Origin of the sequence: Mycolicibacillus koreensis (genome assembly GCF_002104795.1) — a bacterium.
Lineage (GTDB): Bacteria > Actinomycetota > Actinomycetes > Mycobacteriales > Mycobacteriaceae > Mycobacterium > Mycobacterium koreense.
Map to the genome: position 1 here is coordinate 180,998 of NZ_NCXO01000001.1, position 23,844 is coordinate 204,841.

The window sequence follows — 23,844 nt, forward strand, 5'->3', positions numbered from 1 at the left end:
GACCTGACTAGGCGGGGGAGTCCGCAGCGGGGGCGGCATGCAGCGGCGCCCCGCAGGTCGCCACCCCGCCCTCATCGGAGCCCGGCTGGGCGGAGACCATCTCATCGGTCTGCACCGCGACCGCATCGTCCACCTGGATCTCGCAGTGCACGTTGGCCGAGTACGGCCACGGCAGCCGGATCTCCATGCCGGCTTTGGCCGGGTCATCGAGCACGGCGTTGGCCTCGAACACCCGGCCGGGGAGGGCGCTCAGCGGGGAGCTGCTGGTCTGCCCGTCACCGGTGACGAAGGTGGCCTCTCCACCGGGGGCGACACCATCGACGCGGGCCAGGTAGGTGATGTTGTGCAGTTCGTCGCCGTCGGCGACGGCGACCGGCGCCAGGGCCCAGCCCGCGCCGAACAGCGCGGCGGCCACGGCGGCGCCCACTCGGATGCTGACGTTCATGCCTGCTGACCCTACCGCCGCTGCCAGGTGAGCTCCATGCCGTGGGTGGTCAGCCAACGGTGCAGGTCATAGCCGTGGGCGGCCAGACCGTCGACGGCACGCACCGCGCGGCGCACCGCCCGATCGGCGCTGGTCGCATCCAGTAGGCCGTCGCGGACCGCGATCGCCAACTCGTCGGCGTCCTCCAGGTCGACCCCCACGCCGGTGCGCACCACCAGGTCCAAGTAGTGGTCCACCGAATGCCACACGGCGGCGCCCGGCGTGTACTCGCCGATGTCGAGGTAGAAGTCCTGGTCACGGTGGTGGCCGGGGGTGAAGTCGAACACAGTGACCCGCAGCCCCAGTGCCGGCAGCAGCCAGGACTGCAGGTAGTGGAAGTCGGCGCGGCCGGGGGTGGGGCGGGCCAGATACAGCCCCCAGGGGTGCACCGTGTAGGTGTCGACCGTCCGCACGATCCCCTTCGGGTCGGTGTTGGTGTGATTGAGCAGGTCAAACGTCTCCCGTTTGGGTGGGTGCACGGCCGTGACCCTACCCGCGGACCGCCGAGGGCCGTGACGCTGCTGAGATCGATGCTCCAGCGGACATACGGGTGCCATTTTCGGGCCCGTATGTCCATATGGGTGTCGATCTCAGCAGTGACCGGGCCCACCGGCGGCCGGTGGCACTGTCCGAACGCACGCTTACCCTGGTGACCATGGCCTTCGCAACCGAGCATCCCGTGGTCGCGCACTCGGAGTACCGGCCGGCCGGTGAGGAGGTCTCCGGACTGGTCCGGTCCGGCGGCCACTTCGAGGTCGTGAGCCCCTACGCCCCGGCCGGGGACCAGCCGGCCGCCATCGACGAGCTGCAGCAGCGGGTACTGGCGGGGGAGCGGGAAGTGGTGTTGCTCGGTGCCACCGGGACCGGCAAGTCGGCCACCACGGCCTGGCTCATCGAGCGGCTGCAGCGCCCCACCCTGGTGATGGCGCCGAACAAGACACTGGCCGCCCAGCTCGCCAACGAGCTGCGGGAGATGTTGCCGCACAACGCGGTCGAATACTTCGTCTCCTACTACGACTATTACCAACCGGAGGCCTACATCGCGGCCACCGACACCTACATCGAGAAGGACAGCTCGATCAACGACGATGTCGAGCGGCTGCGACACTCGGCCACCTCGGCGCTGCTGTCCCGCCGCGATGTGGTGGTGGTCGCCTCGGTGTCCTGCATCTACGGTCTGGGCACCCCGCAGTCCTATCTGGACCGCTCGGTCGCGTTGGAGGTCGGCACCGAGGTGCCGCGTGATGCGTTGCTGCGGCTGCTGGTCGACATCCAGTACGACCGCAACGATGTGGCGTTCACGCGCGGCACCTTCCGGGTCCGCGGCGACACCGTCGAGATCATCCCGTCCTATGAGGAGTTGGCGGTCCGGATCGAATTCTTCGGTGACGAGATCGAAGAGCTCTACTACCTGCATCCGCTCACCGGCGAGGTGATCAAGAAGGTCGAATCCCTGCGGATCTTCCCCGCCACCCACTATGTCGCCGGCCCGGAGCGGATGGCCCAGGCCATCTCCACCATCGAAGAGGAGCTCGCCGAGCGCCTCGCCGAGCTCGAACGCCAGGGCAAACTGCTCGAGGCTCAGCGGCTGCGGATGCGCACCGGCTACGACATCGAGATGATGCGCCAGGTCGGGTTCTGCTCGGGCATCGAGAACTACTCCCGCCACATCGACGCCCGGCCGGCCGGGTCGGCACCGGCGACCCTGCTCGACTACTTTCCGGAGGACTTCCTGCTGGTCATCGACGAATCCCACGTGACGGTCCCGCAGATCGGCGGGATGTACGAGGGCGACATGTCACGCAAACGCAACCTGGTCGAGCACGGTTTCCGGTTGCCGTCGGCGTGCGACAACCGGCCGCTGACCTGGGAGGAGTTCAGCGCCCGGATCGGCCAGACCGTCTACCTGTCGGCGACCCCCGGGCCCTACGAGCTGGCCGCCACCGGCGGGGAGTTCGTCGAGCAGGTGATCCGGCCGACCGGGCTGGTCGACCCGAAGGTGGTGGTCAAACCCACCGAAGGCCAGATCGACGATCTGATCGCCGAGATCCGCCGCCGCGCCGACGCCGACGAGCGGGTGCTGGTGACCACGTTGACCAAGAAGATGGCCGAGGACCTCACCGACTACCTGCTGGAGTTGGGCATCCGGGTCCGGTACCTGCATTCGGAGGTCGACACGCTGCGCCGGGTGGAGCTGCTTCGCCAGCTGCGCCTCGGCGAATACGACGTTCTGGTCGGGATCAACCTGCTGCGGGAGGGCCTGGACCTGCCGGAGGTGTCGCTGGTGGCGATCCTCGATGCCGACAAGGAGGGCTTCCTGCGGTCCTCGCGCAGCCTGATCCAGACGATCGGACGCGCCGCCCGCAACGTCTCCGGTGAAGTGCACATGTACGCCGACACGGTCACCGAGTCGATGCGCGAGGCCATCGACGAGACCGAGCGCCGCCGCGCCAAGCAGATCGCCTACAACACCGAGCACGGCATCGACCCGCAGCCGCTGCGCAAGAAGATCGCCGACATCCTCGATCAGGTGTATCGCGAGGCAGACGACACCGACGAGTCCGCCGCCGCGGGACAGGTCCCGATCGGCGGGTCGGGCCGCAACGCGTCGCGGGGCCGGCGCGCCCAGGGCGAGCCGGGCCGTGCCGTCAGCGCCGGGGTGATCGAGGGACGCGACACCACCGCGATGCCGCGCGCCGAGCTCGCCGATCTGATCACCGACCTCACCGAGCAGATGATGACCGCGGCCCGCGACCTGCAGTTCGAGCTGGCCGCCCGGCTGCGTGACGAGATCGCCGATCTGAAAAAAGAACTGCGCGGTATGGATGCCGCCGGTCTGAAGTGACCGCCGACCCGCACGCTGCCCTCACCGCCGGCAGTTGGGGCGTGCTGCTCAATCGGCGCCACCTGGGCACGGTCACCCTGCTGGCCGGGGCGGTCGGCCTGTATGCCACCAACGAGTTCCTGACGATGAGTCTGCTGCCGGACACCGTCGCCGAGATCGGCGGCCAGCGGCTCTACGCCTGGGTGACCACGCTGTACCTGGTCGGCTCGGTGGTGGCGGCCACCACCGTGTCGGCGGTGGTGCGCCGGGTGGGCCCGCGGTGGGCGTTTCTCGGCGGGCTCGCGGTGTTCGCGCTGGGCAGCGCGGTCTGCGCGATCGCCCCGGACATGGCGGTGCTGCTGGTGGGCCGCACCGTGCAGGGCAGCGCCGGGGGACTGCTGGCCGGACTGGGATACGCCCTGATCAACGTCGCGCTGCCACGGCCGCTGTGGACGCGGGCCTCGGCGGTCGTCTCGGCGATGTGGGGAGTGGCGACCCTCATCGGACCGGCGACCGGCGGGCTGTTCGCCCAATTCGGACTCTGGCGTTGGGCGTTCGCGGCGATGGTGGCGTTGGCCGCGGCGATGGCGGCACTGGTGCCGCTGGTGCTGCCCGCCGAGACCGCCGGCGGCACCGTGCCGAGCCTGCGGATCCCGATCCGGTCGCTGCTGCTCTTGGGCACCGCCGCGATGGCGATCAGCGTCGCCGAGGTGCCCCGGTCGACGGCCCCGACGGTGGCGCTGCTCGGCGTGGCCGTGGCGCTGGTGGTGGTGTTCGTCGCCGTCGATCGGCGCGGCGCCGTGGCGGTGCTGCCCCCGAGCACGTTCGCACCCGGCCCCCTGAAATGGGTGTATCTGACGATGGCGGCACTGATGTGCACCGCCATGGTCGACATGTATGTCCCGCTGTTCGGGCAGCGCCTGGCCCAGTTGACCCCGGTGGCGGCCGGGTTCCTGGGCGCGACGCTGGCGGTGGGGTGGACGGTCAGTGAACTCCTCAGCGCCTCCCTGCGGAGCCGTCGGGCGATCATCGCGGTGGTGACCGTCGCCCCGCTGGTGATGGCGGCGGGCCTGGCGGTGGCGGCCGGCGCCCGCTCCACGGGCACCGCGACCGGGCTAGTGATGCTCTGGGTGGGCTCGCTGCTGGTGGCCGGCACCGGCATCGGGATGGCCTGGCCGCACCTGGCGGCCTGGGCGATGAGCGTGGTCACCGATCCCGCCGAGGGCGCGGTGGCGGCCGCCGCGATCAACACCGTGCAGTTGATCGCCGCCGCGTTCGGCGCCGGACTGGCCGGTGTCCTGGTCAACGCCGCCGACGGCAACGATGTGCTGGCGGCACGAGCGGTGTTCGCCGTCTTTGCCGCCGTGGCCCTGATCGGGGTGCTGGCGTCGACGCGGGCGAGCCGTGCCGGCGACTGATCGTGGTGGCGCACATCACTTTCCGGGCGCCGACACGACGGTGTCGGCAAGCTCACGCCGGTACTCCGAATTCGGCATCGTGGCCGCTCGCGGCCCTGCCCCCGGGCGACTGAATCCGAACTGTGTCGCCAATCGCACCCCCGAGTGCCGCCCGAGGCGCTAATCTCGCGGTGGCTTGGCTTCTCGACAACTGGAGGGCATGGATGAGCGGCTATAAGACCGTCGTGGTCGGCACGGACGGCTCCGATTCTTCGCTACGAGCGGTGGACCGGGCCGGTGCCCTCGCGTCCGGGCCGGACGCGAAGCTGATCGTGACCACCGCCTACTTCCCGACAGCCGGGGACTCGCGGGCGGCGGACACCCTCGGCGCGGAGGGCTACAAGGTGTCCGGGAACGCCCCCGTCTACGACATCCTGCGGGAGGCAGAGGACCGCGCCCGCGCGGCCGGCGCCACCAACATCGAACAGCGCCCGGTGGAGGGCGCCCCGGTCGACGCCCTGGTCGAACTCGCCGAGGCGACCAAGGCGGACCTGTTGGTGGTCGGCGACGTCGGGTTGAGCACCATCGCAGGGCGGCTGCTCGGATCGGTGCCGGCCAACGTGGCACGACGCGCCAAACTCGACGTGCTGATCGTTCACACGACCAGCTGACGGCTGCGCGGTCTACCAGCCGCGGTCCCGCCACTCGCCGAGGTGGGGGCGTTCGGCGCCGAGTGTGGTGTCGTCACCATGACCGGGGTAGACCACCGTGGAGTCCGGGTAGACGTCGAACAGCTGCGTCTGCACGTCGGTGAGCAGCTGGGTGAATGCACCCGGCTCCCACGTCTTTCCCACCCCGCCTGGGAACAGGCAGTCGCCGGTGAACAGCTGCGTGACCCCGCCGACGGCGGGCCCGCTCACCGCCAGCGCCACCGACCCCGGGGTGTGCCCGCGCAGGTGGATCACGTCGAACACCAGCTCCCCGACGGTGATCCTGTCGCCGTCGGCGAGGAAGTGGTCGGGCGTGACCGGCAACGGCTCGGCGTCGATCTGGTGCGCCGCGGTGGGCGCCCCGGTCGCCTGGGCGAGAGCCTCCAGCGCCTGCCAGTGGTCGAAATGCTGGTGGGTGGTGACGATCAGCGCGACCGTCGGGGCGTGCTCGGCGACCAGCTGCCCGAGGAACTCCGCATCGTTGGCCGCGTCGATGAGCAGCGTCTTGCCGGTCGCGGTGCAGGTCACCAGGTAGGCGTTGTTGTCCATCGGGCCGACCGACGCCTTGATGATCGTGGCGCCGGGCAGCACCCGGCGCGCCGCGGTGCCGGGCTCGACATGGCCGGTGTAGGTGTCGTCGACAACGGTCATGGACGGCCTCCTCCTGGTCGGTTGCCGGTGCGCGCCGACATCGGCGCACACCCTGACCGCCAGGTTACTGGCCGCCACCGGGGATGTCGGGGCCTCCGCATAGCATGGGACCGATGGCTGATCAGCTGATCATCAAGGGCGCCCGCGAACACAACCTGCGCGGCGTCGACCTTGAGCTTCCCCGCGACGCCCTGATCGTGTTCACCGGGCTGTCCGGCTCGGGCAAGTCGTCGCTGGCGTTCGACACGATCTTCGCCGAGGGGCAGCGCCGCTACGTCGAGTCGCTGTCGGCGTATGCCCGCCAGTTCCTCGGCCAGATGGACAAACCCGACGTCGACTTCATCGAGGGTCTGTCCCCGGCGGTCTCGATCGACCAGAAGTCCACCAACCGCAACCCCCGCTCGACGGTCGGCACCATCACCGAGGTCTCCGACTACCTGCGGTTGCTCTATGCCCGTGCCGGCACCCCGCACTGCCCGGTCTGCGGGGAGCGGATCGCGCGTCAGACCCCGCAGCAGATCGTCGACCAGGTGCTCGCGATGCCCGAGGGTGCGCGGTTCCAGGTTCTCGCCCCGGTGGTGCGCACCCGCAAGGGCGAATTCCTCGACCTGTTCGACAAGCTCAACGGTCAGGGGTTCAGCCGGATCCGCGTCGACGGGGTGGTGCACTCGCTGACCGACCCGCCGAAGCTGAAGAAACAGGAGAAACACGACATCGAGGTGGTGGTGGACCGCCTCACCGTCAAACCCTCCGCCAAGCAGCGGCTCACCGAGTCGGTGGAGACCGCGCTGGGGCTCGCCGACGGGATCGTGGTGCTCGACTTCGTCGACCGCGACGAGAACGACGCCGATCGCGAGCAGCGGTTCTCCGAGAAGCTGGCCTGCCCCAACGGCCACCCCCTGGCGGTCGACGACCTCGAACCGCGGTCGTTCTCGTTCAACTCGCCCTACGGGGCGTGCCCGGAGTGCGCCGGGCTGGGCATCCGCAAGGAGGTCGACCCGGAACTGGTGGTGCCCGACCCGGACCGCACCCTGGCCGAGGGCGCGGTGGCCCCGTGGTCGATGGGCCACAGCGCCAAATACTTCACCAAGCTGCTGGCCAGCCTCGGGGAGGCGATGGGCTTCGATGTCGACACCCCGTGGCGCAAACTGCCGGCCAAGGCCCGCAAGGCCATCCTCAACGGCGCCGACGAGCAGGTCCATGTGCGGTTCCGAAACCGCTATGGCCGCACCCGCTCCTACTACACCGAGTTCGAAGGGGTGCTGGCGTTCCTGCAACGCAAGATCGAGCAGACCGAGTCGGACCTGATGAAGGAACGCTACGAGGGCTTCATGCGCGACGTTCCCTGCCCGGTCTGCGACGGCAGCCGTCTCAAACCGGAGATCCTGGCGGTGACGTTGACCGCCGGTGATCTCGGCGCGAAGTCGATCGCGGAGGTCTCCGAACTGTCGATCGCGGACTGCGCGACGTTCCTGGGTGCGCTCACCCTGGGCTCCCGCGAGCAGGCCATCGCCGGTCAGGTGCTCAAAGAGGTGCAGTTCCGGCTGGGTTTTCTGCTCGATGTGGGGCTGGAGTACCTGTCGCTGGCGCGGGCGGCCGCCACCCTCTCGGGCGGGGAGGCCCAGCGGATCCGGCTGGCCACCCAGATCGGCTCCGGTCTGGTCGGGGTGCTCTACGTGCTCGACGAGCCGTCGATCGGCCTGCACCAGCGCGACAACCGCCGGCTCATCGAAACCCTCACCCGGCTAAGGGATCTGGGCAACACTCTGATCGTCGTCGAACACGACCTGGACACGATCGCCGCGGCCGACTGGATCGTCGACATCGGTCCGGCCGCCGGCGAGCACGGCGGGAAGATCGTGCACTCGGGTCCCTACGCCGATCTGGTGGCCAACCCCGACTCGATCACCGGGGCGTATCTGTCCGGCGCCCAACAGATTCCGGTTCCCGCCGTGCGAAGGCCGACCGATCCGCGCCGTCGGCTCACCGTGGTCGGCGCCCGCGAACACAACCTGCGCGACATCGATGTGGCGTTCCCGCTGGGTGTTCTCACCGCGGTCACCGGGGTCTCCGGGTCCGGGAAGTCGACGTTGGTCAACGACATCCTGGCGGCGGTGCTGGCCAACAGGCTCAACGCCGCGCGTCAGGTGCCCGGCCGGCACACCCGGGTCACCGGCCTGGAGCATGTCGACAAGTTGGTGCGCGTCGACCAGTCACCGATCGGACGCACCCCGCGGTCCAACCCGGCCACCTATACCGGTGTGTTCGACAAGATCCGGGCGTTGTTCGCGGCCACAACCGAGGCGAAGGTGCGCGGCTACCAGCCGGGACGGTTCTCGTTCAACGTCAAGGGTGGCCGCTGCGAGGCCTGCACCGGCGACGGCACCTTGAAGATCGAGATGAACTTCCTGCCCGACGTCTACGTGCCGTGCGAGGTCTGCCACGGGGCCCGCTACAACCGGGAAACCCTCGAGGTGCACTACAAGGGCCGCACCATCGCCGAGGTGCTCGACATGTCGATCGAGGAGGCGACGGAGTTCTTCGAGCCGATCACCAGCATCCACCGCTATCTGAAGACCCTCGTCGAGGTGGGGCTGGGGTATGTGCGCCTCGGCCAGCCCGCCCCGACGCTCTCCGGCGGGGAGGCCCAGCGGGTGAAGCTCGCCAGCGAACTGCAGAAACGCTCCACCGGGCGCACCGTCTACATTCTGGACGAGCCGACCACGGGCCTGCACTTCGATGACATCCGCAAACTGCTGGCGGTGATCAACGGCCTGGTCGACAAGGGCAACACGGTGATCGTCATCGAACACAACCTGGACGTGATCAAAACCGCCGACTGGATCATCGACCTGGGCCCCGAGGGCGGCGCCGGCGGCGGCACCGTGGTCGCCGAGGGCACCCCCGAGGAGGTGGCCGCGACCGCCGGCAGCTACACCGGGCGCTACCTCGCCGAGACGTTGGAGCCACCCGCTCCCGCGCCGGCCCGCCGCACGGCGGGCAAGCGGCGCCGCAAGGTCAGCGCCTGAGCGCCGGCGGCGCCCCGTGGCCCGCCTGGTCGTGGTAGCGCACCATCAACGCCCAGTAGCCCAGGGTCACCGCCATCGCCGTCGCGGTCGCGCCCAGCATCGCGCGCGGACGCCGGCGCCGGGCGGCCAGCAGCGCCACCCCCAACGCGAGACTCGCGACAGCATTGAGCGCCAGCGCGGCGTCGCGGGGCCGGTCGACGATCCACTGCTCCTCGCCGAGCATCGCCCGTGTCGACCACGCCGACGTGTCGCGCGGCGGGGCGAACAGCACCGGGTTGACCGCGAACCACAGCGCCACCGGCGCAGCGTGACGCCAGCGGCGCGTCCACACCGGGACCAGCAGCAACGGCGTCGAGGCCCAGCGGCTCCAGGCGCTGCGCGGGTTGGCGTGCCGGGCGAACACGGCGCGACGCCACCGCGCCGGCCGACTCACCGCCGGTCCGGTCACCCGAACAGGCCGGTGAACCGTTCGCCGGGTCCCTGACCCATCGGGTCGGGGAAGGCGCTGGTCTCGCGGAATGCCGCCTGCAGGCTGGCCAGCCCGTCGCGCAGCGGGTCGGCGTGAATACCCAGGTACTCACCGCTGGCGGTGACCAGCCCGGCCAGCGCGGTGATCAGCCGGCGCGCCTCGTCGAGGTCACGACGCGCACTGGTGTCCGGATCGGGATCGGAGAGACCCAGGTTCTCCGCGGCCGCGCTCATCAGCATCACCGCGCAGCGGGTGATCACCTCCACCGCGGGAATGTCGGCGAGATCGCGGACCTGCTCGTCGGGGTCCGCCGCGCGGTTCGGGGAATCGTTCATGGCTGCTAGACTGGCATGCGCGACCGTCCCGGTGCACACCGGGGACAGCAAGTGGAGTCCCACTCCCACCGTTGGCCGTCGCGGCACAACGGTCCGGTCACGAGCATCCACCGATGCTCGTTCCGCGCGACGCGCGGGCACCGCCGAGCTATGGTCGGCGGCGCGATCGGTCGGCAACGGGCCCTGCTTTGTGCAGGGCTTTTCTGCTGACGGGGGTGGTTCTCCGTGCCTGCTGGGTTGCCAGGAGCACGACTACCCAGGGAGGCCCCATCAGCACTGAGACCCGCGTCAACGAGCGCATTCGCGTACCTGAAGTCCGCCTGATCGGTCCGGGAGGGGAGCAGGTAGGCATCGTGCGCATCGAAGATGCCCTGCGTGTCGCCGCGGAAGCCGATCTCGACCTCGTTGAAGTCGCGCCCAACGCCCGGCCACCGGTCTGCAAGATCATGGACTACGGCAAGTTCAAATACGAGACCGCACAGAAGGCCCGCGAGTCCCGCAAGAACCAGCAGCAGACCGTCGTCAAGGAACAGAAGCTGCGTCCCAAGATCGACGATCACGACTACGAGACCAAGAAGGGCCATGTGGTGCGCTTCCTGGAGGCCGGATCGAAGGTCAAGGTGACGATCATGTTCCGTGGCCGTGAGCAGTCCCGCCCCGAGCTGGGCTACCGCCTGCTGCAGCGGCTCGGCGCCGATGTCGCCGAATACGGGTTCATCGAGACCTCCGCCAAGCAGGACGGCCGCAACATGACGATGGTGCTCGCGCCGCACCGCGGCGCCAAGACCCGCGCCCAGGCGGCCGAGCAGGCCGGCGCATCGGCGCGGCCCGCCAAGAACACCACACCCGAATAAGCCCCGACCAGACAGAAACTGAGGTCCGATATGCCCAAGGCGAAGTCCCACAGCGGCGCCTCGAAGCGGTTCCGCCGCACCGGCACCGGCAAGATCGTGCGCCAGCAGGCCAACCGTCGCCACCTGCTGGAGCACAAGCCGTCCAAGCGCACCCGCCGTCTCGACGGCCGCACCGACGTCGCGCCCAGCGACACCGCGCGCGTGAAGAAGATGCTGAACGGCTGAGCGGTCCGTCCGCCCCGCCGAACCAGCGGTCTTTAGCCCTCCGAGTCGATCGTCAGAAGAACAGGAACACCTTTATGGCACGCGTGAAACGGGCCGTCAACGCCCAGAAGAAGCGGCGCAGCATCCTCAAGGCCTCCAAGGGGTACCGGGGTCAGCGTTCCCGGCTGTACCGCAAGGCCAAGGAGCAGCAGCTGCACTCGCTGACCTACGCCTACCGGGACCGTCGTGCCCGCAAGGGCGAGTTCCGCAAGCTGTGGATCTCGCGGATCAACGCCGCCGCCCGCGCCAACGACATCACCTACAACCGCCTCATCCAGGGCCTCAAGGCCGCCGGCGTCGAGGTGGACCGCAAGAACCTCGCCGAGATCGCCGTCAGTGACCCGGCGGCGTTCACCGCGCTGGTCGAGGTGGCCCGCGCCGCACTGCCGGCCGACGTCAACGCACCGTCGGGCGAGGCCGCCTGAGCGAGGTTCTCGGCCACCGCGCGGCCCGAGTGGCCGCGGCGGTGAAACTGCACCGCACGGCCCACCGGGCCCGCACCCGGCGGTTCCTCGCCGAGGGGGCGAACCTGGTGTCCGCGGCCGCCGCCCGCGACCTGGTGGTCGAGGTGTTCGTCACCGAGGCGGCCGCCGCACGGCACCGCGGCCTGCTGGGCGGGCTCACCGCCCCGGTCCACCGGGTCACCGACCGGGCGGCGGCGACCCTGTCGGACACCGTCACACCGGCCGGACTGGTCGCGGTATGCACGCTGCCGGGCACCGATCTGGCCGGCGTCATCGCCGCACAGCCGCGCCGGGTGGTCATCGCCGTCGGCGTGGGCGAGCCGGGCAACGCCGGCACCCTGATCCGGCTGGCCGATGCGCTCGGCGCTGACGCGGTGGTGCTCACCGGCCACAGCGTCGACGCGTTCAACGGAAAATGCCTACGCGCCTCGGCGGGCAGTATTTTCGCGCTGCCGGTGGTGACCGATCCCGACACCGAGGCGGTGCTGTCGGCTGTGCGCACCGCCGGCCTGCAACTGCTGGCCACCACCCCCGAGGGGGAACTGGATCTCGCTGGGGCCGGTCCGGTGCTTGCCCGCCCCAGCGCCTGGCTGTTCGGGGCCGAAGCGCACGGGCTGCCCGCCGATGTCGCCGCCGCAGCCACCCACCGGGTGCGCATCGAGATGACCGGCACCGCGGAGAGTCTCAACGTCGCTGCGGCCGCGGCGATCTGCCTCTACCAGAGCGCTCAGGCGCAGCGCTGAGCCCGGATCGTTCAGGCGACCCGGGCGCGGCCCAGACCGCCGGCCAGGCCGCCGGCGAGCGAGAAGGTGCCGTGCACCAGTGACCCGGCCCGCTCCAACAGCGCCCGCGCCGGCGAAGCGCCCGGGGGAACGTAGTGCATACCGTTGTCGCGGCGGTCCTTCGGCGGACCCGTGAACCAGGGAGCCTCCACCAGCGGGGCGTCCTCGTCGACGGGTTTGCCCTGCTCGCGACTGTGTTCGCGACGGTAGCCGGCCAGTGCGCGCGGGTGCAGGCGCACCTCGTCGGGCACGAACGCGAACATGATCTGTACCGCCTTGCCGAACAGCCGGAACAGGATCTCATCGCCGTCGTTCCACTGCAGACCGGCTTTCTCGCGCACCACCGGCTCGAACAATCCGGTGGCGATCCAGCGCTGCGCGGACAGCATCGGCTTGAACAACTGGCCCCACACCGCGTCGGGCACGAGCACGAACCACGGCTTGGGGATGCGCATGTTCAAGATCCCGTCGGCGGCCTTGGTGTACTCCAGCTCGTCGGCGCAGACCCGGTCCCAGTATTCGCAGAACCCCTCCCACGAGTCGGGCACCGGACGCATGCTCATTCCGTACTGCGCATACCACTGCACGTGCTCGTCGAAGAGTTGATGTTTCTGGGCCTCGGTCAGCCCGCCGCCGAAGTAGTCGGCCAGCTTGATCACCATCATGAAGAACGTCGCGTGCGCCCAGTAGAAGGTGGCCGGGTCCAGCGCGTGGTAGCGCCGCCCGGCGGAATCCACGCCCTTGATGTCGCGGTGCCAGTCCCGGATCATCGCCCCGGTCCGCCCGGCACGGTCACCGTCGTAGACGACACCCATGATCGGGTAGACCGACCGGAACACCCGCTGCAGCGGTTCGCGCCACAGGCTCGAGTGATCTTCGACGCCGGCGCCGAGACCGGGGTACATGTTCTCGATCGCGCCGATCCACATGCCCATCATCCCGGTGCGGATGTCGCCGAAGTATTTCCAGGTCAACGAGTCGGGGCCGAGCGGTTCGACGGCCGGGCGCCGATCCGCGCCGACCGCGGTGACCGGCGTCGGGGCGGAGGTGGTGGATGTCGCCGATGGTGTGCTCATGACGGGGCTCCTTCCCAGTGCTGCCCTCAAGATAATGCTGACAACGGGCGTTGTCTATTAGCCGCGCGGCATTTTCGCGCGAGTTTGCCGGGCGTGGCCGACACCACCGGCGGTCCCGTTGCCGGTCGTCAGATCTGCCGCCTACGCTGACTCGAGTGGACCGCGAGCGCTCAGAACGGGGGTCCGGCGAACTCGAGGCCGCTGGATCCGCCGAGGCGGCCGTCCCGGTGCAGCGCTTACCGGTCTCGCTGCAGGATGCGGCGAAGTGGCTGCGCAACGGCAATCACCACCCCGGGGTGATCGCGCTGATCCGGCGAGCCCGCCGTGCGCTGCCCGGCGACCCGGAATTCGGGGACCCGCTCTCCACGGCCGGCGAGGGCGGTCCGCGTGCGGCGGCCCGCGCCGCCGACCGGTTGCTGCGCGATCGCACCGCCGCCTCCCGCGAGGTCAGCCTGGGCGCGCTGCAGGTCTGGCAGGCGGTGACCGAGATGGTCGCCCGCCGTCCCCGCGACTCGCAGGTCACCCTGGTCTTCACCGACCTCGTCGGGTTCTCGGCCTGGTCGCTGCGGGCCGGCGACGACGCCACCTTGACCCTGCTGCGCCGGGTGGCGCAGGCGATCGAGCCGCCCCTGCTCGACGCGGGCGGGCGCATCGTCAAACGAATGGGCGACGGCACCATGGCGGTCTTCCGCGATCCCCTGGTGGCGTTGCGTGCGGTGCTCATCGCCCAGGACGAACTCGCCGGTGTCGACGTCGACGGCTACACGCCGCGCATGCGGGTGGGGATCCACACCGGACGCCCGCAGCGGCTGGGCTCGGACTGGCTCGGTGTCGACGTCAACATCGCCGCCCGGGTCATGGAGCGCGCCACCCGCGGCGGGGTGATGCTGTCGGGGGCGAGCCTGGACCAGATCGACCCCGACGGACTTGCCGAACTCGGGGTGAACGCCAAACGCGCCCGCCGGCAGGTCTTCGGTGCGAAGACCACCGGGGTACCGCCGGACCTGGCGATGTACCGCGTCCATGCGCACCGTCCACCGTCGGCCGACAGCGGGCCCGCCGACCCGTCGGGGCCGATCAATTAAGATCGGCACTTGCGCCACAGCCGTGTCATGTGTCGTACACCGCCCGTCTGCAAGGAGAGTCCCGCCGCGTGGGTGAACAACCCGTCGACCTCGCGCTGTTGGCGCCGGAGTCGCTGACCGCCGCCGTCGATGCGGCCCGCCATGCCTTCACCGAGGCGTCCGACCTTGATGCGCTGGCCCGCGCCAAAACCGCCCATCTCGGCGACCAGGCGCCGCTGGCACTGGCCCGTCGGGCCCTCGCCGGGTTACCCAAGACCGACCGCGCCGAAGCGGGCCGCACGGTCAACACCGCCCGCACCGCCGCCCAGGACGCCTACGCGGAGCGGTTGGCGGCGCTGCGCGCCGAGCGCGACGCCGCGGTGCTGGTCGCCGAGCGCATCGACGTCACGCTGCCGGCGGTGCGCCGGCCGGTGGGGGCGCGGCACCCGATCACGATCCTGGCGGAGCGGGTCGCCGACACCTTCGTCGCGATGGGCTGGGAGCTCGCCGACGGGCCCGAGGTGGAGGCCGAGCACTTCAACTTCGACGCGCTGAACTTCCTCACCGACCATCCGGCGCGCAGCATGCAGGACACCTTCCACGTCGCCCCGGAGGGCTCCGGGCAGGTGCTGCGCACCCACACCTCACCGGTGCAGATGCGCACCCTGCTGGCCCGGGACCTGCCGGTCTACATCGCCTCGATCGGGCGGGCCTTTCGCACCGACGAACTCGACGCCACCCACACCCCGGTGTTCCACCAGGTCGAGGGTCTGGCGGTGGACCGCGGCCTGACCATGGCGCACCTGCGCGGCACCCTCGACGCGCTGGCCCGCGCCGAGTTCGGCCCGGACGCCCGCATCCGGTTCCGACCGCACTTCTTCCCGTTCACCGAGCCGTCCGGGGAGGTCGACGTCTGGTTCGCCGACCGCAAGGGCGGCGCCGGCTGGGTGGAGTGGGGCGGCTGCGGCATGGTGCACCCCAACGTGTTGCGGGCCGCCGGGATCGACCCCGACGAGTACACCGGGTTCGCGTTCGGGATGGGGCTGGAACGCACCCTGCAGTTCCGCAACGGGATCGCCGACATGCGCGACATGGTCGAGGGCGACGTGCGTTTCGCGCTGCCGTTCGGGGCGGGGCTGTGATGCGGGTTCCCTACAGTTGGCTGCGCGAGATCGTCGCGACCGGGGCACCGCAGTTCGATCCCGGCGCCGCGGACCTCGAGCGCGCGCTGATCGGGCTGGGCCACGAGGTCGAGGACGTCATCACGATCGAGCCCGCCGACGGCCCGCTCACCGTCGGGCGGGTGACCGCGATCGAGGAACTCACCGAGTTCAAAAAGCCGATCCGGGCCTGCCGGGTCGATGTCGGCGAACCGCAGGATCGCGAGATCATCTGCGGAGCAACAAATTTCTCGGTCGGCGACCTGGTGGTCGTGGCACTTCCGGGCACCACGCTGCCCGGCGGGTTCACGATCACCAGCCGACGCACCTACGGGCGCACCTCCGACGGCATGATCTGTTCGAGCACCGAGCTCGGGCTCAGCGCCGAGGCCCCCGGCATCCTGGTGCTGCCCGCCGGCACCGCTGCGCCCGGGGCGGCCGCGGGCAGCACGTTGGAGCTCGCCGACGTGGTCTTCGACCTGACCATCACCCCCGACCGCGGCTACGCAATGTCGCTGCGCGGGCTGGCCCGCGAGGTCGCCTGCGCCTACGACCTGGATTTCGTCGACCCCGCCTCGGTGGCGGCGCTGCCCGTCGACGGCGAGGCCTGGCCGCTGACGGTCGACCCGGACACCGGGGTGCGGCGGTTCGCGCTGCGGGCGGTCACCGGCATCGACCCGGCGGCGGTCTCGCCGTGGTGGCTGCAGCGCCGGTTGCTGCTCTGCGGCATCCGGGCGATCGCCCCGGCGGTCGATGTCACCAACTACGTGATGCTGGAGTTGGGCCACCCGATGCACGCCCACGACCGGGACCGGGTGCAGGGTGGACTGCAGGTGCGTTTCGCCCGCCCGGGCGAGACGGTCACCACCCTCGACGACGTGGCGCGTCGGCTCGATCCCGCCGACGTGCTCATCGTCGATGACGCCGCGACCGCCGCGATCGGCGGCGTGATGGGAGCCGGTGCCACCGAGATGCGCGCCGATTCCACCGCGGTGCTGCTGGAGGCCGCCGTGTGGGATCCGGCTGCGGTCTCGCGCACCCAACGTCGCCTGCACCTGAGCAGCGAGTCCAGCCGCCGCTACGAACGCGGCGTCGACCCGGCCATCTCGGTGGCCGCGGTGGACCGGGCCGCCCGGCTGCTCACCGAGATCGCCGGGGGTGCGGTCGGTGCCGGGCTGACCGACTGGACCGGGGACCCGCCGCGCACCCGGTGGACGCCCCCGCCGATCACCATCGACGCCACCCTGCCCGACCGGGTGGCCGGCGTGACCTATCCGCCCGGCGCCACCCGCCGGCGCCTCGAGCAGGTGGGGGCCGCGGTCGCCACCGCCGAGGACGGCACGCTGCAGGTGACGCCGCCGAGCTGGCGCCCCGACCTGCTCCAGCCCGCCGACCTGGTCGAGGAGGTGATGCGGCTGGAGGGCTATGACGCGATCCCGTCGGTGCTGCCGGCCGCCCCGGCCGGGCGCGGCCTCAGCGCCGCGCAGCGCCGCCGCCGTGCGGTCGGCAAGGCGCTGGCGCTCAGCGGCTACGTCGAGGTGCTGCCCACGGTGTTCCTGCCGGCCGGGGCGTTCGACGCCTGGGGGCTGGCCGCCGACGATCCGCGTCGGCGCACCGCCCGGGTGCTCAACCCGTTGGAGTCCGACCGCCCGGAGCTGGCCACCACAGTGCTGCCCGCGCTGCTGGAGGCGCTGGGGCGCAACGTGGCCCGCGGCACCGTCGATGTGGCGCTCTTTGCGCTCACCCAGGTGGTGCAACCGTCGGCATCACACCCGCCGATGCCGGTGCTGCCGGTCGATCACCGGCCCAGCGCGGCCGAACTCGCCGCCCTCGACGCGGCCCTGCCCGACCAGCCGCTGCACGTCGCCGCGGTGCTGTGCGGGCTGCGCGAGCCGCGCGGTCCGTGGGGACCGGGCCGGCCGGTCAGCGCCGCCGACGCGTTCGAGGCGGTCGCGCTCATCGCCGCCACCGCCGGCGTCGAGGTCGGCCTGCGCGCCGCCCACCGGCTGCCGTGGCATCCGGGCCGCTGCGCCGAGGTACTCGTCGGTGACACCGTGGTCGGGCACGCCGGACAACTGCACCCGGGGGTCATCGAGCGCAGCGGGCTACCGGCCGGCACCTGCGCGCTGGAGGTGAACCTCGACGCGCTGCCGCTCACCGAATCACGGCCGGCACCGGCGGTCTCGCCATTCCCGGCGGTCTTCCAAGACGTCGCCCTGGTGGTGGACCGGGAGACCCCGGCCGCCGCGGTGGCCGACGCGATCGCCGCCGGCGCCGGCCCGCTGCTGGAGTCGGTGAACCTGTTCGACGTCTACACCGGCACCCAGGTCGGTGAGCAGAACAAGTCGCTGGCGTTCGCGTTGCGGTTCCGCGCCCCCGACCGCACCCTCACCGAGGACGAGGCCAGCGCCGCGCGCGACGCGGCGGTGCGCCACGCCGCCGAGCAGTGCGGTGCGCGACTGCGCGACTGATGTTATTTATTTGCAACAACATGAATAAACATGCAGAATGGTGGCCATGTCGGGAACAGTGACGGTGGCGGTGGCCGGGGCCAGTGGATACGCCGGCGGTGAGATCCTGCGGTTGCTGCTCGGGCATCCCGCCTATGCCGACGGCCGGCTGGAGATCGGGGCGCTGACCGCGGCGTCGAGCGCGGGGGACCGCCTCGGCCTGCACGCGCCGAACCTGGTGCCGCTGGCCGACCGGGTGCTCGCACCCACCGACGTCGAGACGCTGGCCGGCCACGACGTGGTGTTCCTCGCACTGCCGCACGGACATTCGGCCCGGCTGGCCGAGGAACTGGGGGAGCAGACCCTCATCGTTGACTGCGGTGCGGACTTCCGCCTCACCGACGCCGAGGTGTGGCAGCGCTATTACGGATCTCCGCACGCCGGCAACTGGCCCTACGGGCTGCCGGAGCTGCCCGGGGCGCGCGACCGGTTGCACGGGGCGCGGCGCATCGCGGTGCCCGGCTGCTATCCCACCGCCGCGCTGCTGGCGCTGCTGCCTGCGGTCGCCGCGGACCTCATCGACCCGCAGATCACCGTGGTGGCGGTCAGTGGCACCTCCGGGGCCGGTCGGGCCGCCAAAACCGACCTGCTCGGCTCGGAGGTGATCGGGTCGGCACGCGCCTACAACATCGCCGGGGCGCACCGGCACAACCCGGAGATCGCCCAGGAGTTGCGGACCGTCAGCGGCCGTGACGTCGCGGTCTCGTTCACCCCGGTGCTCATCCCCGCCGCCCGCGGAATCCTGGCCACCTGCACCGCACCGACCCGGGCGTCGGCCGCACAGCTGCGCGAGGTCTATGAGACCGCCTACGGCAGTGAGCCGTTCGTGCATCTGCTGCCGGAGGGACAGCTGCCGCGCACCGGTGCGGTGATCGGCAGCAATGCGGTGCACCTGTCGGTCGCCGTGGACACCGACGCGTCGACGTTCGTGGCGATCGCCGCGATCGACAACCTGGTCAAGGGCACCGGCGGTGCCGCGGTGCAGTCGATGAACCTCGCGCTGGGCTGGCCGGAGACCGCCGGGCTGTCGGTGGTCGGGGTGGCCCCGTGACCCGGCTGCTGCACGATCAGGGGGTGACCGCGCCGGCGGGATTCCGGGCCGGCGGTGTCGCCGCCGGCATCAAGTCCACCGGTGCGCCGGACATGGCGTTGGTGTTCAACGAGGGGCCCGACTACGCCGCGGCCGGGGTGTTCACCCGCAATCAGGTGAAGGCCGCCCCGGTGCTGTGGAGCCGGCAGGTGCTGACCACCGGGCGGCTGCGCGCGGTGGTGCTCAACTCCGGTGGGGCGAACGCCTGCACCGGGCCGGACGGCTTCGCTGACACCCACGCCACAGCCGAGGCGGTCGCCGCGGCGCTGTCGACCTGGGGCACCGAGACCGGCGCGGTGGAAGTGGCGGTCTGCTCGACCGGGCTGATCGGCGACCGGCTCCCGATGGACAAGGTGCTGCCCGGCGTCGAGCACCTGGTCCAGGAGATGGCCGGTGGACTCGTCGGCGGCGAGGAAGCCGCCCGGGCGATCATGACCACCGATACGGTCCCGAAACAGGCTGCGCTGCACCATGACCAAAACTGGACGGTCGGGGCGATGGCCAAAGGCGCGGGCATGATGGCGCCGTCGCTGGCGACCATGCTGGTGGTGATCACCACCGACGCCGTCGCCGACGCCGCGATGCTCGACCGCGCGTTGCGGGCGGCCACGGCGGTGACGTTCGACCGGCTCGACATCGACGGCTGCTGCTCCACCAACGACACCGTGCTGCTGCTGGCCTCCGGGGCCAGCGAGATCACCCCGAGCCAGGCCGATCTCGACGAGGCGGTGCGGCGGGTCTGCGACGACCTGTGTGTGCAGTTGCTCGCCGACGCCGAGGGCGGCACCAAGCGGGTGAGCATCACCGTCACCGGCGCGGCCAGCGACGACGACGCGCTGTGCGTCGCACGGTTGGTGGCGCGCGACTCCCTGGTCAAAACCGCGTTGTTCGGCTCCGACCCGAACTGGGGCCGGGTTCTCGCCGCAGTCGGTATGGCGCCGTTCACCATCGATCCGGATGCGATTGTGGTGTCGTTCAACGGCTTCGCGGTGTTCCAAGCCGGGGCGCCGGTCGCCGGGGCACGATCGGTGGACCTGTCCGGAGCCGACATCACCGTCGCCGTCGACCTGGCCGCCGGCGCCGGCACCGCCACCGTGCGCACCTCGGATCTGTCGCACGGCTACGTCGAAGAGAACTCGGCGTACAGCTCATGAGCATCCCGACCGCGGTGAAGGCCCAGGTGCTCGCGGAGGCGTTGCCCTGGCTCAAACAGCTGCACGGCCGCATCGTCGTGGTCAAATACGGCGGCAACGCCATGACCGACGAGAACCTCAAGCAGGCTTTCGCCGCCGACATGGCGTTTCTGCGCAACTGCGGGATCCACCCGGTGGTGGTGCACGGCGGCGGTCCGCAGATCAGCCGGATGCTGGCCCGACTGGGGGTGCCCGGCGACTTCAAGGGCGGCTTCCGGGTCACCACCCCGGAGGTGCTCGAGGTGGCGCGGATGGTGCTCTTCGGTCAGGTCGGCCGCGAGCTGGTCGGGCTGATCAACGCGCACGGACCGTACGCGGTCGGCATCACCGGTGAGGACGCCGCGCTGTTCACCGCGGTGCGCCGCAACGTCACCGTCGACGGGGTCGCCACCGACATCGGTCTGGTCGGCGACGTGGCGCAGGTCAACACCGACGCGGTGCGCGACCTGATCGCCGCCGGACGCATCCCGGTGGTCTCGACCCTGGCCCCCGACGCCGACGGGGTGGTGCACAACATCAACGCCGACACCGCCGCGGCCGCGCTGGCCGCGGCCCTCGGCGCGGAGAAACTGCTGATGCTCACCGATGTGGCGGGGCTCTACACCCGCTGGCCCGACACCGACTCGCTGGTCAGCGAGATCGACACGGCCGCACTGGCGCAGCTGGTGCCGCAGCTGGAGTCCGGGATGGTGCCGAAGGTGGAAGCCTGCCTGCGCGCGGTGGCCGGCGGGGTGCCCAGCGCCCACATCATCGACGGCCGGGTCGCGCACTGCGTGCTGGTCGAGTTGTTCACCGACGCCGGAACCGGAACCAAGGTCAGCGATCCCACTGCCGGGCGCACCGACGAGGAGGACCCGCACAGATGACGCTGCAGCAACGCTGGGCGGCGGTGATGATGCCCAACTACGGCACCCCGGCGCTGAGCCTGGTCAGCGGGGACGGTGCGGTGGTCACCGACACCGCGGGCACCGAGTACGTCGACCTGTTGGCCGGGATCGCGGTCAACGTGCTCGGGCATCGCCACCCGGCGGTGATCGAGGCGGTCGGCCACCAGGTCGCCACGTTGGGGCACACCTCCAACCTCTACGCCACCGAGCCGGGTATCGCACTGGCCGAGGCGCTGGTGGAACGCCTCGGCACGCCCGCCCGGGTGTTCTTCTGCAACTCCGGCGCGGAAGCCAACGAGGCGGCGTTCAAGATCTCCCGGCTCACCGGCCGCACCCATCTCGTCGCCGCCGAGGGCGCCTTCCACGGCCGCACGATGGGCTCACTGGCCCTCACCGGCCAACCCGGCAAACAGGCCCCGTTCGCCCCGCTGCCCGGTGAGGTGACCCATGTGCCCTACGGCGATGCCGCCGCACTGGCCGCCGCCGTCGACACCGACACCGCCGCGGTGATCCTCGAACCGATCATGGGGGAGGGCGGCGTGGTGATGCCGCCCGACGGCTATCTGGCGGCCGCCCGCGAGATCACCGCTGCCGCGGGTGCCCTGCTCATCCTCGACGAGGTGCAGACCGGCGTCGGGCGCACCGGCACCTTCTACGCCTGCCAGCACGACGGCGTGGTCCCCGACGTGATCACCCTGGCCAAGGGCCTCGGCGGTGGGTTGCCGCTCGGAGCGTGCCTGGGCATCGGCGCAGCCGGGGAGCTGCTCACCGCCGGCACGCACGGCAGCACCTTCGGCGGCAACCCGGTCTGTGCGGCCGCCGGGCTGGCGGTGTTGCAGACGCTGGCCGCCGAGGACCTCGTGGCGCGGGCGGCGACGGTGGGCAAGGCCCTGGGGCACCGCATCGAGGGACTGGACCACCCGCTCGTCGACCACGTGCGCGGGCGCGGCCTGCTGCTGGGGGTGGTGCTGCGCGCCCCGGCCGCCAAGGCGGTGGAGACCGCGGCCCGCGACGCCGGTTTCCTGCTCAACGCCGCCGCGCCCGACGTGGTGCGGCTGGCCCCGCCGCTGATCATCACCGACGGGCAGCTCGACGCGTTCGTCACCGCCCTGCCCGCCATCCTCGACGCCGCCCGGGAGGCCGCCTCGTGATCCGCCATTTCCTGCGTGACGACGACCTGAGCCCCGCCGAGCAGGCCGAGGTGCTCGCGCTGGCCGCCGAGCTGAAAACCGCCCCGCACAGCCGCCGGGTGCTGGCGGGCCCGCGCGGGGTCGCGGTGATCTTCGACAAGAACTCCACCCGCACCCGGTTCTCCTTCGAGCTGGGGGTCGCACAACTCGGCGGGCACGCCGTCGTCGTCGACGGCCGGTCCACGCAGCTGGGCCGTGACGAGACCCTCGAGGACACCGCCCGGGTGCTGTCGCGCTACGTCGACGCGATCGTGTGGCGCACCTTCGGCCAGGACCGGTTGACCGCGATGGCGAGCACCGCGACGGTGCCGGTGGTCAACGCGCTCTCCGACGACTTCCATCCCTGCCAGGTGCTGGCCGATCTGCAGACGATCGCCGAACGCAAGGGGCGGCTGGCGGGGCTGCGACTGTGCTACCTCGGCGACGGCGCCAACAACATGGCCCATTCGCTGCTGTTGGGCGGGGTCACCGCCGGGCTGCACGTCACCGTCGCCGCCCCGGAGCAGTTCCGGCCCGACCCGGCGGTGGTCGACGCGGCACGGCGCCGGGCGGCCGAGGTCGGCGCCTCGGTGACGCTGACCGAGGATCCAGTGGCCGCCGCCACCGGCGCCGACGTGCTGGTCACCGACACCTGGACGTCGATGGGCCAGGAGGACGACGGCCGCGACCGGGTGGGCCCGTTCCGGCCCTACGCGATCACCACCGCCCTGCTCGACCACGCCGCCGACGACGCGATGGTGCTGCACTGCCTGCCCGCCCACCGCGGCGAGGAGATCACCGACGCGGTCATCGACGGGCCGGCCAGCGCGGTGTGGGACGAGGCCGAGAACCGGCTGCACGCCCAGAAGGCGCTGCTGGTGTGGCTGCTGGAGCAGCGCCGGTGAGCAGCGCGTCGGCCGCGCCGACCGGCCCGGCCACCCGGGCGGGCCGGCAGGCCCGCATCGTGGCACTGCTGGCGTCGGCGCAGGTGCACAGCCAGGCCGAGCTGGCCGATCTGCTGGCCGCCGAGGGGATCGCGGTCACCCAGGCCACCCTCTCCCGGGACCTCGAGGAGCTCGGCGCGGTGAAGCTGCGCGGCAGCAAAGACGGCGCCGGCGGTTACGTCATCCCCGAGGACGGCAGCCCGGTGCGTGCGGTCAGCGGCGGCACCGACCGGTTGGCGCGGCTGCTGGGGGAGTTGCTCGTCGGCACCGACGCCAGCGGCAACATCGCGGTGCTGCGCACCCCGCCGGGCGCGGCGGACTACTTGGCCAGCGCCCTGGACCGGGCGGCACTGCCCTCGGTGGCCGGCACCATCGCCGGTGATGACACCATCTTCGTGTTGGCCCGCGAACCGATGACCGGCGCGGAGTTGGCCGCCGCACTCGATAACCTCACCTGACCCGACCACCCTCGAGCACAAGGAGTCCCT

General features: G+C 71.2%; 23 protein-coding genes. 17 read left to right on the forward strand and 6 right to left on the reverse strand.

Going from position 1 to position 23,844, the window contains the following annotated elements; genetic code table 11:
• Positions 1-7 precede the first annotated feature (7 nt).
• Both B8W67_RS00870 and B8W67_RS00875 read right to left on the reverse strand, forming a co-directional pair.
• A complete protein-coding gene (locus B8W67_RS00870; RefSeq protein WP_069392330.1) occupies positions 8-445 on the reverse strand; it encodes a hypothetical protein in 438 nt (145 codons plus the stop codon).
• An 11-nt stretch (positions 446-456) separates the two neighbouring features.
• Complete coding sequence (locus B8W67_RS00875; RefSeq protein ID WP_069392331.1) at positions 457-963, reverse strand: ribonuclease FAU-1 family protein; 507 nt, start codon at positions 961-963, stop codon at positions 457-459.
• Between the two features lie 176 nt (positions 964-1,139).
• Between B8W67_RS00875 and uvrB the strand changes: the two genes are divergently transcribed.
• From uvrB to B8W67_RS00890, 3 genes are all read left to right on the forward strand, one after another.
• Positions 1,140-3,329: an excinuclease ABC subunit UvrB gene (uvrB, locus tag B8W67_RS00880; RefSeq protein WP_085301875.1), complete on the forward strand. Its 2,190-nt coding sequence runs from the start codon at positions 1,140-1,142 to the stop codon at positions 3,327-3,329.
• Positions 3,326-4,726, forward strand: coding sequence for an MFS transporter (locus B8W67_RS00885; RefSeq protein ID WP_085301813.1), 1,401 nt, complete (start codon positions 3,326-3,328; stop codon positions 4,724-4,726). The genes uvrB and B8W67_RS00885 overlap by 4 nt, the downstream gene beginning before the upstream one ends.
• A gap of 203 nt (positions 4,727-4,929) precedes the next feature.
• Positions 4,930-5,376, forward strand: a complete 447-nt coding sequence (locus B8W67_RS00890; protein ID WP_069392333.1) for a universal stress protein — start codon at positions 4,930-4,932, stop codon at positions 5,374-5,376.
• A gap of 12 nt (positions 5,377-5,388) precedes the next feature.
• Here the strand turns inward: B8W67_RS00890 and B8W67_RS00895 are convergent, their stop codons facing one another.
• Complete coding sequence (locus tag B8W67_RS00895; RefSeq protein WP_085301815.1) at positions 5,389-6,066, reverse strand: MBL fold metallo-hydrolase; 678 nt, start codon at positions 6,064-6,066, stop codon at positions 5,389-5,391.
• 113 nt (positions 6,067-6,179) lie between these two features.
• Here B8W67_RS00895 and uvrA point away from each other — a divergent pair, with 113 nt between their 5' ends.
• Positions 6,180-9,095 carry an excinuclease ABC subunit UvrA gene (uvrA, locus tag B8W67_RS00900; protein ID WP_069392374.1) on the forward strand — a complete coding sequence of 972 codons (2,916 nt, stop codon included), beginning with the start codon at positions 6,180-6,182 and terminating at the stop codon, positions 9,093-9,095.
• On the opposite strand, the gene B8W67_RS00905 is transcribed toward uvrA, so the two are convergent.
• Together B8W67_RS00905 and B8W67_RS00910 are read right to left on the reverse strand one after the other, a co-directional pair.
• Positions 9,085-9,528, reverse strand: coding sequence for a DUF6653 family protein (locus tag B8W67_RS00905; protein WP_085301876.1), 444 nt, complete (start codon positions 9,526-9,528; stop codon positions 9,085-9,087). The two genes, uvrA and B8W67_RS00905, sit on opposite strands and share 11 nt — an antisense overlap.
• 11 nt (positions 9,529-9,539) lie before the next feature.
• Positions 9,540-9,899, reverse strand: coding sequence for a DUF1844 domain-containing protein (locus B8W67_RS00910; protein ID WP_069392335.1), 360 nt, complete (start codon positions 9,897-9,899; stop codon positions 9,540-9,542).
• A gap of 215 nt (positions 9,900-10,114) precedes the next feature.
• On the opposite strand from B8W67_RS00910, the gene infC reads away from it, so the two are divergent.
• From infC to B8W67_RS00930, 4 genes are all read left to right on the forward strand, one after another.
• Positions 10,115-10,753 carry a translation initiation factor IF-3 gene (infC, locus tag B8W67_RS00915; RefSeq protein ID WP_084228815.1) on the forward strand — a complete coding sequence of 213 codons (639 nt, stop codon included), beginning with the start codon at positions 10,115-10,117 and terminating at the stop codon, positions 10,751-10,753.
• A gap of 30 nt (positions 10,754-10,783) precedes the next feature.
• On the forward strand, positions 10,784-10,978 hold the full coding sequence (gene rpmI, locus B8W67_RS00920; protein ID WP_069392337.1) for a 50S ribosomal protein L35: 195 nt from the start codon (positions 10,784-10,786) through the stop codon (positions 10,976-10,978).
• 74 nt (positions 10,979-11,052) lie between these two features.
• On the forward strand, positions 11,053-11,442 hold the full coding sequence (rplT, locus tag B8W67_RS00925) for a 50S ribosomal protein L20 (protein ID WP_069392338.1): 390 nt from the start codon (positions 11,053-11,055) through the stop codon (positions 11,440-11,442).
• Positions 11,439-12,224 (forward strand): TrmH family RNA methyltransferase, encoded by a 786-nt coding sequence (locus tag B8W67_RS00930; protein WP_085301817.1) that lies wholly within the window; start codon positions 11,439-11,441, stop codon positions 12,222-12,224. The genes rplT and B8W67_RS00930 overlap by 4 nt, the downstream gene beginning before the upstream one ends.
• 11 nt (positions 12,225-12,235) lie before the next feature.
• Here B8W67_RS00930 and B8W67_RS00935 read toward each other — a convergent pair whose 3' ends face one another.
• The gene (locus B8W67_RS00935) at positions 12,236-13,339 is read right to left on the reverse strand and encodes an oxygenase MpaB family protein (protein ID WP_084228817.1); all 1,104 of its coding nucleotides are present in this window, start codon (positions 13,337-13,339) and stop codon (positions 12,236-12,238) included.
• Between the two features lie 155 nt (positions 13,340-13,494).
• On the opposite strand from B8W67_RS00935, the gene B8W67_RS00940 reads away from it, so the two are divergent.
• From B8W67_RS00940 to B8W67_RS00980, 9 genes are all read left to right on the forward strand, one after another.
• Positions 13,495-14,424: an adenylate/guanylate cyclase domain-containing protein gene (locus tag B8W67_RS00940; RefSeq protein ID WP_084228819.1), complete on the forward strand. Its 930-nt coding sequence runs from the start codon at positions 13,495-13,497 to the stop codon at positions 14,422-14,424.
• Between the two features lie 68 nt (positions 14,425-14,492).
• Positions 14,493-15,545, forward strand: a complete 1,053-nt coding sequence (gene pheS / locus B8W67_RS00945) for a phenylalanine--tRNA ligase subunit alpha (protein ID WP_085301877.1) — start codon at positions 14,493-14,495, stop codon at positions 15,543-15,545.
• Positions 15,545-18,034 (forward strand): phenylalanine--tRNA ligase subunit beta, encoded by a 2,490-nt coding sequence (gene pheT / locus B8W67_RS00950; RefSeq protein WP_085301819.1) that lies wholly within the window; start codon positions 15,545-15,547, stop codon positions 18,032-18,034. Before pheS ends, pheT begins: the two co-directional genes overlap by 1 nt.
• 37 nt (positions 18,035-18,071) lie before the next feature.
• Complete coding sequence (gene argC, locus B8W67_RS00955; RefSeq protein WP_372507468.1) at positions 18,072-19,124, forward strand: N-acetyl-gamma-glutamyl-phosphate reductase; 1,053 nt, start codon at positions 18,072-18,074, stop codon at positions 19,122-19,124.
• A complete protein-coding gene (gene argJ / locus B8W67_RS00960; protein WP_085301821.1) occupies positions 19,121-20,317 on the forward strand; it encodes a bifunctional glutamate N-acetyltransferase/amino-acid acetyltransferase ArgJ in 1,197 nt (398 codons plus the stop codon). Before argC ends, argJ begins: the two co-directional genes overlap by 4 nt.
• On the forward strand, positions 20,314-21,222 hold the full coding sequence (argB, locus tag B8W67_RS00965; protein WP_085301823.1) for an acetylglutamate kinase: 909 nt from the start codon (positions 20,314-20,316) through the stop codon (positions 21,220-21,222). Before argJ ends, argB begins: the two co-directional genes overlap by 4 nt.
• Positions 21,219-22,394, forward strand: a complete 1,176-nt coding sequence (locus tag B8W67_RS00970) for an acetylornithine transaminase (protein ID WP_085301835.1) — start codon at positions 21,219-21,221, stop codon at positions 22,392-22,394. The genes argB and B8W67_RS00970 overlap by 4 nt, the downstream gene beginning before the upstream one ends.
• The gene (gene argF / locus B8W67_RS00975) at positions 22,391-23,317 is read left to right on the forward strand and encodes an ornithine carbamoyltransferase (protein ID WP_069392344.1); all 927 of its coding nucleotides are present in this window, start codon (positions 22,391-22,393) and stop codon (positions 23,315-23,317) included. Before B8W67_RS00970 ends, argF begins: the two co-directional genes overlap by 4 nt.
• Positions 23,314-23,814, forward strand: a complete 501-nt coding sequence (locus tag B8W67_RS00980; RefSeq protein WP_069392345.1) for an arginine repressor — start codon at positions 23,314-23,316, stop codon at positions 23,812-23,814. Before argF ends, B8W67_RS00980 begins: the two co-directional genes overlap by 4 nt.
• Positions 23,815-23,844 lie beyond the last annotated feature (30 nt).

Bases quoted from the DNA above. Each gene is read 5' to 3' on its own strand.
- B8W67_RS00870 (WP_069392330.1), bottom strand. From the start codon at position 445: ATGAACGTCAGCATCCGAGTGGGCGCCGCCGTGGCCGCCGCGCTGTTC.
- B8W67_RS00890 (WP_069392333.1), top strand. From the start codon at position 4,930: ATGAGCGGCTATAAGACCGTCGTGGTCGGCACGGACGGCTCCGATTCT.
- argC (WP_372507468.1), top strand. From the start codon at position 18,072: ATGGTGGCCATGTCGGGAACAGTGACGGTGGCGGTGGCCGGGGCCAGT.
- argB (WP_085301823.1), top strand. From the start codon at position 20,314: ATGAGCATCCCGACCGCGGTGAAGGCCCAGGTGCTCGCGGAGGCGTTG.
- B8W67_RS00970 (WP_085301835.1), top strand. From the start codon at position 21,219: ATGACGCTGCAGCAACGCTGGGCGGCGGTGATGATGCCCAACTACGGC.
- pheT (WP_085301819.1), top strand. From the start codon at position 15,545: ATGCGGGTTCCCTACAGTTGGCTGCGCGAGATCGTCGCGACCGGGGCA.
- B8W67_RS00910 (WP_069392335.1), bottom strand. From the start codon at position 9,899: ATGAACGATTCCCCGAACCGCGCGGCGGACCCCGACGAGCAGGTCCGC.
- rpmI (WP_069392337.1), top strand. From the start codon at position 10,784: ATGCCCAAGGCGAAGTCCCACAGCGGCGCCTCGAAGCGGTTCCGCCGC.
- uvrB (WP_085301875.1), top strand. From the start codon at position 1,140: ATGGCCTTCGCAACCGAGCATCCCGTGGTCGCGCACTCGGAGTACCGG.
- rplT (WP_069392338.1), top strand. From the start codon at position 11,053: ATGGCACGCGTGAAACGGGCCGTCAACGCCCAGAAGAAGCGGCGCAGC.
- B8W67_RS00935 (WP_084228817.1), bottom strand. From the start codon at position 13,339: ATGAGCACACCATCGGCGACATCCACCACCTCCGCCCCGACGCCGGTC.
- B8W67_RS00895 (WP_085301815.1), bottom strand. From the start codon at position 6,066: ATGACCGTTGTCGACGACACCTACACCGGCCATGTCGAGCCCGGCACC.
- uvrA (WP_069392374.1), top strand. From the start codon at position 6,180: ATGGCTGATCAGCTGATCATCAAGGGCGCCCGCGAACACAACCTGCGC.